General features: G+C 46.2%; 9 protein-coding genes. 7 read left to right on the top strand and 2 right to left on the bottom strand.

What is annotated here, in order from left to right:
- The 7 genes from addA to C805_RS14095 all read left to right on the top strand — a co-directional run bounded on the left by addA (position 1) and on the right by C805_RS14095 (position 8,779).
- On the top strand, positions 1-3,723 hold the full coding sequence (addA, locus tag C805_RS14065) for a helicase-exonuclease AddAB subunit AddA (RefSeq protein ID WP_016214528.1): 3,723 nt from the start codon (positions 1-3) through the stop codon (positions 3,721-3,723).
- A gap of 62 nt (positions 3,724-3,785) precedes the next feature.
- Positions 3,786-4,334: a GNAT family N-acetyltransferase gene (locus C805_RS14070; RefSeq protein WP_016214529.1), complete on the top strand. Its 549-nt coding sequence runs from the start codon at positions 3,786-3,788 to the stop codon at positions 4,332-4,334.
- Between the two features lie 60 nt (positions 4,335-4,394).
- Positions 4,395-5,318 (top strand): GlsB/YeaQ/YmgE family stress response membrane protein, encoded by a 924-nt coding sequence (locus C805_RS14075; protein WP_016214530.1) that lies wholly within the window; start codon positions 4,395-4,397, stop codon positions 5,316-5,318.
- Positions 5,319-5,324: 6 nt separating this feature from the next.
- On the top strand, positions 5,325-5,972 hold the full coding sequence (locus C805_RS14080; protein ID WP_016214531.1) for a Maf family protein: 648 nt from the start codon (positions 5,325-5,327) through the stop codon (positions 5,970-5,972).
- Positions 5,973-6,012: 40 nt separating this feature from the next.
- On the top strand, positions 6,013-6,276 hold the full coding sequence (locus C805_RS14085) for a hypothetical protein (protein WP_016214532.1): 264 nt from the start codon (positions 6,013-6,015) through the stop codon (positions 6,274-6,276).
- A gap of 14 nt (positions 6,277-6,290) precedes the next feature.
- The gene (locus tag C805_RS14090; RefSeq protein ID WP_016214533.1) at positions 6,291-7,685 is read left to right on the top strand and encodes an NAD(P)/FAD-dependent oxidoreductase; all 1,395 of its coding nucleotides are present in this window, start codon (positions 6,291-6,293) and stop codon (positions 7,683-7,685) included.
- A 20-nt stretch (positions 7,686-7,705) separates the two neighbouring features.
- Entirely contained in the window at positions 7,706-8,779 is a 1,074-nt protein-coding gene (locus C805_RS14095; RefSeq protein WP_022751096.1) for a peptidylprolyl isomerase, read from the top strand.
- 232 nt (positions 8,780-9,011) lie between these two features.
- Here the strand turns inward: C805_RS14095 and C805_RS14100 are convergent, their stop codons facing one another.
- Together C805_RS14100 and htpG are read right to left on the bottom strand one after the other, a co-directional pair.
- Positions 9,012-10,685 (bottom strand): bifunctional diguanylate cyclase/phosphodiesterase, encoded by a 1,674-nt coding sequence (locus C805_RS14100; protein ID WP_016214535.1) that lies wholly within the window; start codon positions 10,683-10,685, stop codon positions 9,012-9,014.
- 231 nt (positions 10,686-10,916) lie between these two features.
- On the bottom strand, positions 10,917-12,992 hold the full coding sequence (gene htpG / locus C805_RS14105) for a molecular chaperone HtpG (RefSeq protein WP_016214536.1): 2,076 nt from the start codon (positions 12,990-12,992) through the stop codon (positions 10,917-10,919).
- Between the last annotated feature and the right edge of the window lie 121 nt (positions 12,993-13,113).

Genomic DNA, 13,113 nt, shown 5'->3' on the forward strand with positions numbered 1-13,113 from the left:
ATGAAGCCAGACTGGAGTCCGCAGCAGCGGCAGGTCATTGATTTGAGAAACCGGAATCTGCTGGTATCGGCGGCGGCTGGAAGCGGCAAGACAGCTGTGCTGGTGGAACGGATTATACAGAAAATTACAGACAGGGACCATCCCACCGATATTGACCGTCTTCTGATTGTAACCTTCACCAATGCGGCAGCGGCGGAAATGCGGGAGCGGATTGGAGCAGCCATTGAACAGGCGTTGGAAAAACAGCCGGAAAATACCCATCTGCAGCGGCAGCAGACCCTGCTGCACAATGCACAGATTACCACCATACACAGCTTCTGTCTGTATGTAATCCGCAATTTTTTTCACCGGATTGAGCTGGACCCGGAATTTCGGGTGGCGGAAGAAGGAGAACTGAAACTGCTGAAAAGCGATGTACTGGACCGTGTGCTGGAGCAGTATTATCAGGAGGCAAAACCGGAATTTCTGGCATTGTCGGAAACCATCGCCACAGGCAAAACCGATGAGCCTCTGAAAGAGACCATTTTAAAACTGTTTGATTTTGCCATGAGCTATCCCTGGGCAGAAGAATGGCTGGAGGGCTGCATAAAGACCTTTCACGTCAGGACGATGGAAGAATTTGAACAGCTTCCTCTGGCGGAGGAATTGCTGTCTTATCTTGGAAGCATCACCGGCCAGTGGGCTCTGCAGATGAGAATCTGCCGGGAACTCAGCCTGGAAGAGGACGGGCCTCAGATGTACGCAGAACTGCTGTCAGAAGAAGCGGAAGCCATGGAACGGACAGAAAGCAGTGAAACCTTTCAGCAGTATTATGAGAGAATCCGCGGATTTTCCTTCGGACGGCTGCCGGCTGCCAGAAAATACAGCGGTGATGTCCATAAGAAAGAACAGGTGCAGAAACTGCGGAATGAAGTAAAAAGTTCCGTGAAAAAAGTAACCGAACAGTTTTTTTTCCAGAGCCCGGAAGAGATGATTGCAGATCTTGAAAAAAACCGGCCGGTGGCTGATATGCTTGTTGAAGTTACCATTGGATTTCTCCGTGGATTTGCAGAGAAAAAACGGGAGAAAAGTATCCTTGATTTTAATGATCTTGAGCATTTTGCACTGAAAATACTGGTGGATGAAACCACCCGCGAGCCTTCCCGTACCGCGGCGGAACTGCGGAAAAATTATGAGGAAATCATGATTGATGAATATCAGGATTCCAATTATGTGCAGGAAACTATTTTGAAAGCAGTATCAAAGGAAGCAGAACATATCAACAATATTTTTATGGTGGGAGATGTGAAACAGAGCATTTACCGCTTCCGTATGGCAAGGCCGGAGCTTTTTATGGAAAAGTACAATTCCTATACCCAGGAAGACAGTCAGAAACAACGGATTGATTTGTATATGAATTTCCGCAGCAGGACTCAGGTGCTTCAGACCGTAAATGATATTTTTTACCGGATTATGAAAGAAGATATCGGAGATATCACATATAACAAACAGGCGGCCCTTTATCCCGGCGCCTCTTTCCCGGAAGGGAAGGAGGGAATGTTTGATTCCAGGCTGCTGATTGTAGAGCCGGAGGAGGACAATAAAGAGAAAAGCGTACAGGAACTGGAGGCCAGAGCTGTGGGCCTGGAGATACAGAGACTGATGAAAGAGCAGCAGGTGACAGAACAGATGAAAAGTCCGGAACAGCCTGGAAGGTTTCGTCCCGTCCGGTATTCTGATATGGTTATTCTGCTTCGCTCCATGGCCGGATGGGCAGATACTTTTGGAAAAGTGCTGGGTGAAATGGGAATTCCCGTGCGGGCAGCTTCCGGAACGGGATATTTTTCAGCAGTGGAGGTGCAGACTGCTTTGAACCTGCTGCGGATTCTGGACAATCCCAGACAGGATATTCCCATGGCTTCGGTGCTGGCCTCTCCCATTGTAGGGCTGACCGGAGAAGATCTGGCGCTGATTCGAACCAGTTGTCCCGGAAAGAAATTTTATCAGGCAGTCTTGGATTTTTTCGGAAAAGATCAGGAAGAAGCAGAATCCCCACTGCCGGCAGACAGGGAAAGCCTGCCGGAAACGGAAAACCAGGAAGCAAAGGAAGGCAAATTATCCCGGACACAGCAGAAAAAGCTGAAAACTTTTTTGAAATTACTGGATAAATTCCGGAGGAAAGTCAGTTACACCCCCATTCATGAACTGCTGTATCAGGTACTGGAAGAAACGGGGTATCAGGCCTATGTGTACGCCCTTCCCGGCGGCCAGGTAAAACAGGCCAATCTGGAAATGCTGGTGGAAAAAGCTATCGCCTATGAAACCACCAGTTACCGGGGACTTTTTCATTTTATCCGCTATATGGAGCAGCTTCAGAAATACGAGATGGACTTTCCTCTGGCGGAAGGAGAAGAAGCCGAGGATGTGGTGCGGATAATGAGCATTCATAAAAGCAAAGGACTGGAATTCCCGGTGGTTTTTGTATCAGGGCTTGGAAAAATGTTTAACAGCCAGGATGTGCGGGAGCGGGTAATACTCCATCCCCGCCTTGGCCTTGGCATGGACCTGGTGGACAGCAGACGACGTCTGCGGACGCCGGGCCTTACCAGACAGTTCCTTGCCAGAAAAATCACCATGGAAAATGTGGGAGAGGAACTGCGTGTTCTGTATGTGGCCCTGACCAGAGCCAGAGAAAAGCTGATTCTGACAGGAGTTCTGAAAAAGGCAGAAGAAAAAATTGCTGCTGTGAATCCCATCACTTCTGAAGATGGATTTCTCACTTTTCTGAGCCGGTTAAACAGCAATACGTTCCTGCAGTTTTTATTGCTGGCAGGGGCCTGCAGTCCGGAATCCTGCCCTGTTTCCATTATAAAACAGGCAGAACTGGAAGAAAAAGAAGTGCAGCAGGCGGCGGAGGAAGGCCTGACAGGCATTCAGCTTCTGGCCAGCCTGCAGGAGGCGGAAACTGAATGGGAGGAAAAGGTGGCGCAGCGTCTGACCTTTTGCTATCCTTTTGAGGAAGAGGTCACCATGAAGACCAAAGTGTCTGTATCGGAACTGAAGCACCGGATTCTGGACCGAATTCTGGCAGAGGAAGAGGGGGAACCGGAAATTCCCGCGGCCATAAGCAAACAGTCAGCCGAACCGCCTGAAAAGGAGACAGCGCCGGGGGAAGGGGCAGTACAGGAGAAAGAGCGCTGTGTACCGGCCTTTATGGAAGGGGTACAGGAAGAGAACACAGGAGCCAGGCGGGGAACCGCCATGCACCGGGTGCTGGAATGTTATGATTTTACCAGAAATCCGCAAGAACTGGAAAAACAGCTGCAGGAACTGGAAGAAGAACAGAAAATCCACCGGGAACTGCGGGATCTGATTTCCATTCCCTCTCTGAAGAAATTTCTTCGTTCCAGTCTGGGCGCCCGGATGAAACGGGCGGCTGAACAAAAGAAACTGTACCGGGAAAAACCCTTTGTGATGGGAAAGAAAGCCTGTGAAGTGCTGAAAGAAAGCAACAGTGAGGAGATGCTGCTGATACAGGGGATCATTGACGTATTTTTTGAGGAAGCGGACGGAATCGTTCTGCTGGATTATAAGACAGACCATGTGAAAAACGGGCGGCAGCTGGCAGACCGTTACCGTCTTCAGCTGGAACTGTACCAGGAGGCCATTGAGCGGGCAGTGGGAAAGAAAGTAAAAGAGAAACTGCTGTATTCCTTCTGTCTGGGAGAAACGGTTCCGGTATAGGTTAAATGCAATGAGCTGATTTTACAGGAATTTGGGTTTTTTAAATATGGGAGGAACAGATTATGATTTTTGAACCGCAGAAAATGGAAATAAACCATGAAATCGTAACTTTCCGCAGTGCACGTCCGGAAGATGCAGAACATTTGATTACCTGTCTGAAATCTGTATCTGCAGAGACGCCCTTTCTTATCCGTGAGCCGGAAGAAGTTACCATTACCCCTGAGCGGGAAAGACAGTTTATCCGGGAAAAACAGCAGTCGGAACGGGAATTAATGCTTCTGGCTTTTGTACAGGGAGAACATACAGGCAACTGCTCCGTATCGGCCATGGGTCCTTATTCCCGCTATGCCCATCGGTGTAGCATGGCCATTGCACTGTATCAGAAGTATACAGGCAGAGGGATTGGAACAGCCATGATGGAAACAGCCCTTCTGGCAGCAAAACAGATGGGGTATGAACAGGCGGAACTGGAGGTGGCGGTATCTAATAAAAGAGCCATTCATATGTATGAAAAACTGGGCTTTCATACGTTTGGAACCTTTCCCGACAATATGAAATATAAAGACGGAACATACGAAGACTGTTGCTGGATGATGAAAAAGATAGTATAATTTGCTTTGAGGATGAGACCGGAAGGCCTTTGCCCTTAGAGTTTTTGAAGGAGGAAAAAAATGAACGTACAGATTGAAAAAATTGTGCCGGACGGATTCGTGTTCGAAAAAGAACAGAATGTGGCACACGGAACAAGGAATGGTATGGAATTGCTGATTCTGCCCATGCCGGCGGAAGAACAGTTCCGGGTACAGCTTTATGCAGATGTGAACAGCAGCAGTGAAAAGGAAAAATTACTGGGATACCTGTCTGAATTACAGCAGAACTATCCTTATGTGCAGTTTGCAGGTTTTAACGGTGTGGATATGATTTCTGTCCATGTATCATCAGAGGAACAGGCAGATAAGGAGAATCTGACCCTTGTAGTTTCCGGCCTTGGGTCAAAATGTGAAGAATGCGGCATACATAACTGCTGTTCTTACTGCAGAAGAACCCTTCCGGTACACGGGGCAGTGGTAGACGGCGTTCCGTCTGTTATCTGCGGAGAATGTGAGCAGCAGTTATCCGGTCACACAGAGGGGAAAAAGGAAAATCTGCTGCTGGGCGTAATCGGTGCAGTGATTGGGACTCTGCTGGGCTCTGTTCTCTGGGTGGTACTGGGACAGGTGGGATTTATTGCCGGAATTGCGGGGTATGTGATTGTGTTCTGCGGAATAAAAGGCTATGAATTTCTCGGAAAAAAACTGTCAAAAACAGGAATTGTACTCTGTATCATTCTTTCGATTCTGATGATTGTAGGAGCGGAAATGACGTCTTTAGCCATTACCATTTATAAGGAATGGGGCAGCATGTTTGCACCTACCATCTGGGCGGCATTCAGCTGGATTCCGGAACTGATGCAGGAGTCAGAACTGGCTCTGGCAGTGGCAAAGGATCTGGGCGTGGGATATCTTCTTGCAGTCTGGGCAAGCTATTCCTCAGTAAAGAATATCTGGAATCAGGTAGCGGAAAAACAGAAAGTACATACGGTTGAAAGGTTCTGATGCATTATGAAATACAGACTGATTCTGGCTTCCGCTTCGCCCCGGCGGAAAAAGCTGTTGGAGCAGACAGGGGCAGAATTTGAAGTGATTCCGGCCAGGGGTGAAGAAGTTTTTACCGGCACCAGCCCGGAGCAGGCAGTGCTGGAGCTGTCCGGCCAGAAGGCGGAAGAAGTGGCAGGAAGGCTGTTTGGCTGCCCATCTTATGGAGGGGAGCCGGAGGCTGTGAAAGGAGGGACAGAAAACGGAGAGGCAGAATATGCGGCGATTCTTGGGGCGGATACGGTGGTGGCCTTTGAGGGACAGATACTGGGAAAACCCGAAAACGAGGCCGATGCTCTCCGTATGCTCCGTATGCTTTCCGGTAATACTCACAGTGTATTTACCGGAGTGACTGTGATTGCAGGAAACGGCCGGGAGAAAAGAATCATTTCATTTGCAGAGGAAACAAAAGTTACCATGTATCCCATGACCGAAGAACAGATTCAGGCTTATGTGGAAACAAAAGAACCCATGGACAAGGCAGGGGCCTATGGAATTCAGGGAAAATGCGCCATTTATATCGAAAAAATTGAAGGAGACTACAACAATGTGGTAGGACTTCCTGTAGCGGCCCTTTATCAGAAATTAACAAAATCAGGCATTGAAATTTTATAAAAATCATACTATCATAGAATCAGCAGAAGGAGGAATTAATATGAGTGAGTATGATGAAATCTGTCTGGAATATTTTTTAAAACATCAGCTTCAGCTGTTTGATGAAAAAGTAGCAGAGAACCCGGAGGAAGCAGAAGAATTTTTAGAAGACTGCATGGCGGTAGTATGCGGAAACATCCGGGAAGTAAGGGAATATTTTGAAGAGGAAGGTGCGGATATCGGTCAGATGAGCGATGAGGATCTGGAAGAAGCATCGGAAGTGTTTGTACTGCCGGACGGAAGATACCTGGTGGTGGAAGCGTAAGACAGGAGAATGGAATGAAAAACTATGATGTAATTATTGTGGGAGCCGGGCCTTCCGGTATTTTCTGTGCATATGAACTGATTCACCAAAAGCCCGATATCCGGGTGCTGATGCTGGAAAAGGGAAGAAGGATTGAAGAACGCCAGTGTCCCAAACGCCAGACAAAAGTCTGTGTGGGATGTAAGCCCTGTGCCATTACCACAGGATTTGCAGGAGCAGGGGCTTTTTCCGACGGGAAACTGTCTCTTTCTCCGGATGTGGGCGGGAATCTGCCGGAAATTCTGGGATATGACAGAGCGGTGGAACTGATACGGGAATCCGACGAGATTTATCTGAAATTCGGTGCGGATACCAGTGTTTACGGTGTGGGAAAAGAAAAAGAAATCCGGGAAATACGCCGTAAAGCCATCAATGCCAATCTGAAACTGGTAGAATGTCCCATCCGCCATCTGGGCACAGAAGAGGGGTATAAGATTTACATGCGCCTGCAGGAACATCTGCTGGAGCAGGGAATTGAAATGAAATTCCGTACCATGGTAGAACATATTCTTGTGGAAAACGGCAGAGCCACAGGCGTGGTTACCGACACGGGGGAAACATTTTACGGGACAGAGATTGTCTGCGCCATCGGAAGAGAAGGAGCAGACTGGTTCAGCCATGTGTGCCGGGAACAGAATATCGAGACGAAAGTAGGTACGGTGGATATCGGAGTCCGGGTGGAAGTCCGGGATGAGGTGATGGAATTTCTGAATCAGAATCTCTATGAGGCCAAGCTGGTATACCATACGCCTACCTTTGATGATAAAGTGAGAACTTTCTGTACCAATCCTTCCGGAGAGGTAGCCACGGAATACTACGATAACGGTCTGGCAGTAGTAAACGGCCATGCCTATAAATCTCAGGATTTGAAAACCAGCAATACAAATTTTGCACTGCTGGTTTCCAAGAATTTTACAAAACCCTTTAAGACGCCTATTGAATATGGAAAGCAGATTGCTCAGCTGTCCAATATGCTCTGCGACGGAAGAATTCTGGTGCAGACTTTCGGTGATTTCCGCCGGGGGAGACGTACCACAGAAGAACGACTCTGCAGAAATAATCTCATACCCACCCTGAAAGATGCGGTACCGGGGGACCTGTCACTGGTATTTCCCCATCGTATCATGGTGGATATTGAGGAAATGATTTTTGCACTGGACAAAGTGACCCCAGGGATTGCCAGCGACGAGACACTGCTTTATGGAGTAGAAGTGAAATTTTATTCCAATAAAGTGGTTGTAAACCGGGAGTTTGAAACAAACGTTCCTGGTCTGAGAGCTATCGGTGACGGAGCTTCTGTAACCAGAGGCCTGCAGCAGGCTTCTGCCAACGGGTTAAGCGTGGCCCGCAGTATTCTGGAGAAAATGTAAATTAGCAGGTGAAATTACCAATGAAAAGATATGTAGATACACAGAGGAATCAGTCTGTCACAGGACGGGCTGTATCGTGGACAGGAATGTTAAAGCACAGGTTTCTTACCTGTATCAGGAAATATGGAATGCTGGCAGGCTGTATGATACTTGTTTTAAATCTGTCAGGATGTAAACTGGGAAATACACAGGTAATGGTGGGCGGCGATTTCAGTGACAACGAAGTGTTTAAAATGAAAGATATCGTCTGCACTCTGCCGGAGGCCAGAGTTGTGCTGACCAATTATCAGAACATGTATGCCACCATGTATGGCATTGATTTGTGGAACCATGAATTTCCCGACAATGATCTGGAAAAATATGTGAAAGATCTGACCATTTCCAGGCTGGCTCAGATTATGGCCATGGATTTTCTGGCAGAAGAGAAAGGAATTAAGCTGTCAGAAGAAGAAGAAGGAAAAATCAAAGAGGCTGCAAAGGAATATTTTGACTCTCTGAATGATGCGGAACTGGAGTATATGCATGTGAAACAGGGCGATATAGAGGCTCTTTATACCCGCTATGGACTTGCCAACAAGCTCTATACCCATCTGACTCAGGGAGTGGACGATGAGGTCAGCGACGACGAGGCCAGAATTATGGAGGCCCAGCAGATATTTGTGACAGACGATGAGAAAGCAAAAACTGTGGAAAAACAGCTGAAGGAAGGTTCGGATTTTCTTTCTGTTGCCAATATTTACAATGAAGCTCCGGAAACAGAGGTTACTTTCGGAAGAACAGATGTACCGCCGGAAGTGGAGGAAGTGGCCTTTTCTCTGGAAAATGACCAGGTCAGCGACAGGATAACAACAGAAAAAGGAAGCTATTTCCTGAAATGTATCAATCATTATAATCAGGAAAAGACGGACGACCACAAATCTGTGATTCTGGAGAAACGGAGAAAAGAGGCCTTTGACGACGTATACAGTGAATTTCTTACCACTCTTTCTTCGGAATTTAACGAAAAAGTCTGGAAAGAAGTGAAAGTGGAAATAAAGAAAGAAGTAAAGACAGATCAGTTTTTTGATGTGTATGAAAAACACTGTAACTGGTGAAATGTCAGATATCAATATATTGTGCGAATTTGCAAAGCGTATCAGAACAGGCAGTCCCCTCAGAAACGGAGAGGACTGCCTGTTTTTAATTCTACAGGAAATTCCTCTGGATTTCCTGTAGAATTAAAAACAATGATGCGCAGCTCGCGGGGGCGATGTTTATTGCTACGCAATCCGCTCGCGCGCAGAGAATGCGCTATGCGCATTCTTTTTTCTCTTACAGGAAATACCTTTAATGTGAAACCGTCACAAACTGCTCTGTAAACTGCTGATAAGGGCAGGGTTTTCCAAAGTAAAAACCCTGGATATAGTCAGGAGAAAGATGCTGAATCCGGTTCCGTTCATCCTCGGTTTCGATTCCTTCCACGCAGACATTCAGGTTCAGCGTATGTACCATACCGCTGATTAAATCCAGCAGATTGTATTCATAGTCGTTGGCCAGGGCTTTGGCTGTGAAAGAACGGTCAATTTTGATAATATCCGGCCGCAGGTCGTGAAGGTAGTGGAAGTTGGAATATCCGGTTCCAAAATCGTCCAGAGCAAGGCGGATGCCTTTTTCTTTTAATTTTGCCAGAAGCCTGGTAAAATGAGGATTGGATTCCAGCAGGCCGCTTTCAGTCAGCTCCACAATTACATTGGAGGGAGAAACCTCCTGTCTTGCAGCAGCAGCCACGATATCGTTGATAATGTCGCTTTTAATCACCTGCACATAAGATACATTGATACTGATACGGAAATCGGGAATCCGGGACGCAATCTTTTTGCAGGCGGCAAGGGCCTGTTCTAACATCCAGCGGCCTACCGGAATAATCAGCCCTGTTTCCTCCAGAATCGGAATAAATTCTCCCGGAGAAATCATATTGCCATCGGGAGAGTGAAAGCGCATCAGGGCTTCTGCTCCGTATAAAGTATTGGAGTCGGCATGGAACAGAGGCTGGAAATAAGCCTCAAAGCCCTTACAGTCGTCGTAAACTGCCTGACGGAGAAACTGGGTCAGTTTTTTGCGTTTCAGAAACTGTTCATAATCTTCTTCCTGGAAACGATAGCAGCGGTTTTTGCCCTGACGTTTGGCCTCATTCAGAGAAAATTCCGAGAGCTTCATTACATTGGTGTAGGCAAAATCTTTGATATTGGAGATTTCCAGAATACCTCCGGATATGGTAAAGACTGCTTCGTAGTGATTTTCTTCCACAAAACGTACAATATTATGCTGAATCTGTCTGTACAATTTTCCCGCTTCCTGATAAGTTCCTCCCTGAAAATCCAGAACCAGAAATTCATCTGCCACCACACGGTAGAGCTTCTGGGAGGGAGTGATACATCTGGCAATGCATTCTGCAGTCTGACGCAGAACCATGTCCCCATATTCAATGCCCAGTTTTTCGTTGATTTCCTTAAAGTCGTCCATGCCAAGACGCAGTAAAAATCCTTCCGGAAAAGGAGCGGGAGTCTTGTGCAGATAAGCCTGGAGGCTGGAAGAACCCAACAGGCCGCTTACGTTGTCTGCTTTTTGTCTGGCGCCGATTTCATTGATACAGCCAATCATGTACAGAGCCTGTTCCTTATTCCGGACCACATAGCCCCTGCAGTTAATCCATACAGGTTGTCCATCCAGATCCAGCCAGCGGTATTCCAGGTTGTGAAAACTGCGTTCCCCGGCCAGGAGTTCGTTCAGATCCTCCTGCAATGGCTCCAGGTCCGGAGGATAAACAAACAGTCCATGGGTGCGGACCACGTCCCGAAAGGTGTTGTCCGGAATGGAAAAACGCTGTCTGGCATGAGGAGATATATAGTAAAAGTCATTGATAAAATCATAGACATACAGGTAATCGTCCATGCAGGGGTGCAGCAGATCAATTACTTTACAGAGCTGTTCAACGGTAATTTCCTGAAAATTTTGCTCCAATTCTCATTCCTCCTGTAAAAATTTTTTCTTTTCGTTCAATACAAAACAGTTATCTTTATTATATTTTATATTTTTGTGGAATGCAACAGCTATTTACGCACAAAACCGGGTTGTAAACAGCAGATTGTACAAAAAAATCTGCTGTCTGGGAAAGGAGTGGTTCCGGCATGTAAAAATCCCATCGCAAAGCGACGGGATTTTTACATGCAATACTGCATGGACGGTATACTATTATTTTGTCAGAAGCATCATAATCTGATTGCTTCTTAATATAAATTTGCTCATGGCTTCTGTGGACAGGGGGTGGTTGCTCAGTACAGCCAGGTCATAAAGCTGTTCGCAGAATACAGGTACATGTTCGGAATCTCTGTTGTTCAGAATATACTGAACCAGTGCATTTCCGGTATTTAATACCAGGGTCTGGTCTCCGCCGAACATGGAAGGATCCATGCCTGCCATACCATACATTTTCATCATATCCTGCATTCTCCGTCCTTCTTCTGAGAGGGTGAGGACAGAAGCAATATCTGCATTTTTCAGTTTTTCCACAGAAACGTTCAGCTTTTCATTTCCCAGAGCTTTGCGGAAGGTTTCCGTAAGGGTCTCTCTGGCTTCCTTCAGTTCTTCCTCGGAAACTTCTTCTTTCAGAGATTCTGTCAGGTCAGCGTCAATGCGGACAAATCTGACTTTTTCATTTCTGCGCTCTAACTGAGTGATGAAAGAGGTATCAATGTTATGATCCAGAATTACCGCGTCCATGCCCTGCTCTTTGAACATGTTAATGTACTGTCCCTGCTGCTGAACATCCGTTACATAGTAAACGGGTTTGCGGGTATCTTTTTCCGTATCTTCTTCATTTTCTGCCTGTTCAGATTCAGCAGAAGATTCCGTCTGTTCTGTTTCAGAAGAAGCGTCAGCTTCCGGTTCTTCCACCTTCAGACATTCCGGAAGGGTCAGATATTTGTCCTCCAGGTTCTTAAAGAGGATGTAATCATTCATTTTGTCGCAGAATTTCTCATCTTTCAGGCAGCCGAATTTGATAAAGGGGCTGATGTCGTCCCAGTATTTCTCATAGGATTCCTTGTCGGTTTTGCACATGCCACTTAATTTGTCTGCCACTTTTTTCGTGATATAATCTGAAATTTTCTGAACAAATCCGTCGTTCTGCAGTGCACTTCTGGATACATTCAGAGGCAGATCCGGGCAGTCGATAACGCCTTTTAACAGCATCAGAAATTCAGGAATCACTTCTTTGATATTGTCTGCAATAAATACCTGGTTGTTGTACAGCTTGATGGTTCCATCGATGGAATCATATTCCGTGTTGATTTTCGGGAAATACAGGATACCTTTTAAGTTAAAGGGATAGTCCATGTTAAGGTGAATCCAGAACAGGGGCTCTTTGTAATCCTGGAATACTTTCCGGTAGAAGGTTTTGTATTCCTCATCGGTACATTCGTTGGGATGTTTGCTCCAGAGGGGATGGGTATCGTTCAAAGCCACCGGACGTTTCACGATTTTGGCTTTTTCTGTTCGGGGAGATACTTCCACCTGTTCTTTGGTTCCGTCTTCATTTTCTTTTTCTTCAAATTTGGCTTCTTCCACAATAGTCTCGATGACAGTATCTTTTTCTGTTACTTCATCGGCAGGGATTGTCTCATATTCAGGCTCGGCGTTTTCTTTTTCCAGGAAAATCGGTGTAGGCATGAAAGAGCAGTATTTCTCAATCACTTCTCTTGCCCGGTATTCATTGGCGAACTCCAGACAGTCCTCATTCAGGAATAAAGTAATTTCTGTTCCAACGGTATCTTTAGAGCCGTCGGACATGTCGAATTCTGTGCCTCCGTCGCATTCCCAGTGAACGGGAACTGCGTCTTTCTGCCAGGAAAGGGTATCAATGTGCACGGCATCCGCCACCATAAAAGCGGAGTAGAAGCCCAGTCCGAAATGACCGATAATCTGTTCCTCGCTGGCTTTGTCCTTATATTTTTCCAGAAAATCCGTAGCGCCGGAGAAAGCAATCTGATTGATGTATTCTTCCACTTCGTCGGCAGTCATGCCAAGACCGTTATCAATGAATTTCAGCGTTTTTTCTTCCGGGTTTACCACGATCCGGATTTTCGGCTCAAAATCCTGCGGCAGGTCATATTCCCCCATCAGATCCAGTTTCTTTAATTTGGTAATGGCGTCGCATCCGTTGGAAATCAGTTCCCGGTAGAAAATGTCATGGTCGGAATACAGCCATTTTTTTATAATAGGAAAAATGTTGTCACTGTTGATGGAAAGGTTTCCATGTCTGTTGCTCATAATGATTACACTCCTTTATTATTTTCTATACAAAATTATAACCTGAAATAGATTGTAATCCCTGATTTTTAAAAAGTCAACAGAAAATTAGCACTCTTTTTAAATGAGTGCTAACAAAATG

Origin of the sequence: Eubacterium sp. 14-2, assembly GCF_000403845.2 — a bacterium.
Lineage (GTDB): Bacteria > Bacillota > Clostridia > Lachnospirales > Lachnospiraceae > Petralouisia.

Excerpts from the sequence above, each read along its gene's own strand:
- C805_RS14085 (WP_016214532.1), top strand. The coding sequence starts at position 6,013 with ATGAGTGAGTATGATGAAATCTGTCTGGAATATTTTTTAAAACATCAG.
- htpG (WP_016214536.1), bottom strand. The coding sequence starts at position 12,992 with ATGAGCAACAGACATGGAAACCTTTCCATCAACAGTGACAACATTTTT.
- C805_RS14075 (WP_016214530.1), top strand. The coding sequence starts at position 4,395 with ATGAACGTACAGATTGAAAAAATTGTGCCGGACGGATTCGTGTTCGAA.
- C805_RS14090 (WP_016214533.1), top strand. The coding sequence starts at position 6,291 with ATGAAAAACTATGATGTAATTATTGTGGGAGCCGGGCCTTCCGGTATT.
- C805_RS14095 (WP_022751096.1), top strand. The coding sequence starts at position 7,706 with ATGAAAAGATATGTAGATACACAGAGGAATCAGTCTGTCACAGGACGG.
- C805_RS14080 (WP_016214531.1), top strand. The coding sequence starts at position 5,325 with ATGAAATACAGACTGATTCTGGCTTCCGCTTCGCCCCGGCGGAAAAAG.
- C805_RS14070 (WP_016214529.1), top strand. The coding sequence starts at position 3,786 with ATGATTTTTGAACCGCAGAAAATGGAAATAAACCATGAAATCGTAACT.
- addA (WP_016214528.1), top strand. The coding sequence starts at position 1 with ATGAAGCCAGACTGGAGTCCGCAGCAGCGGCAGGTCATTGATTTGAGA.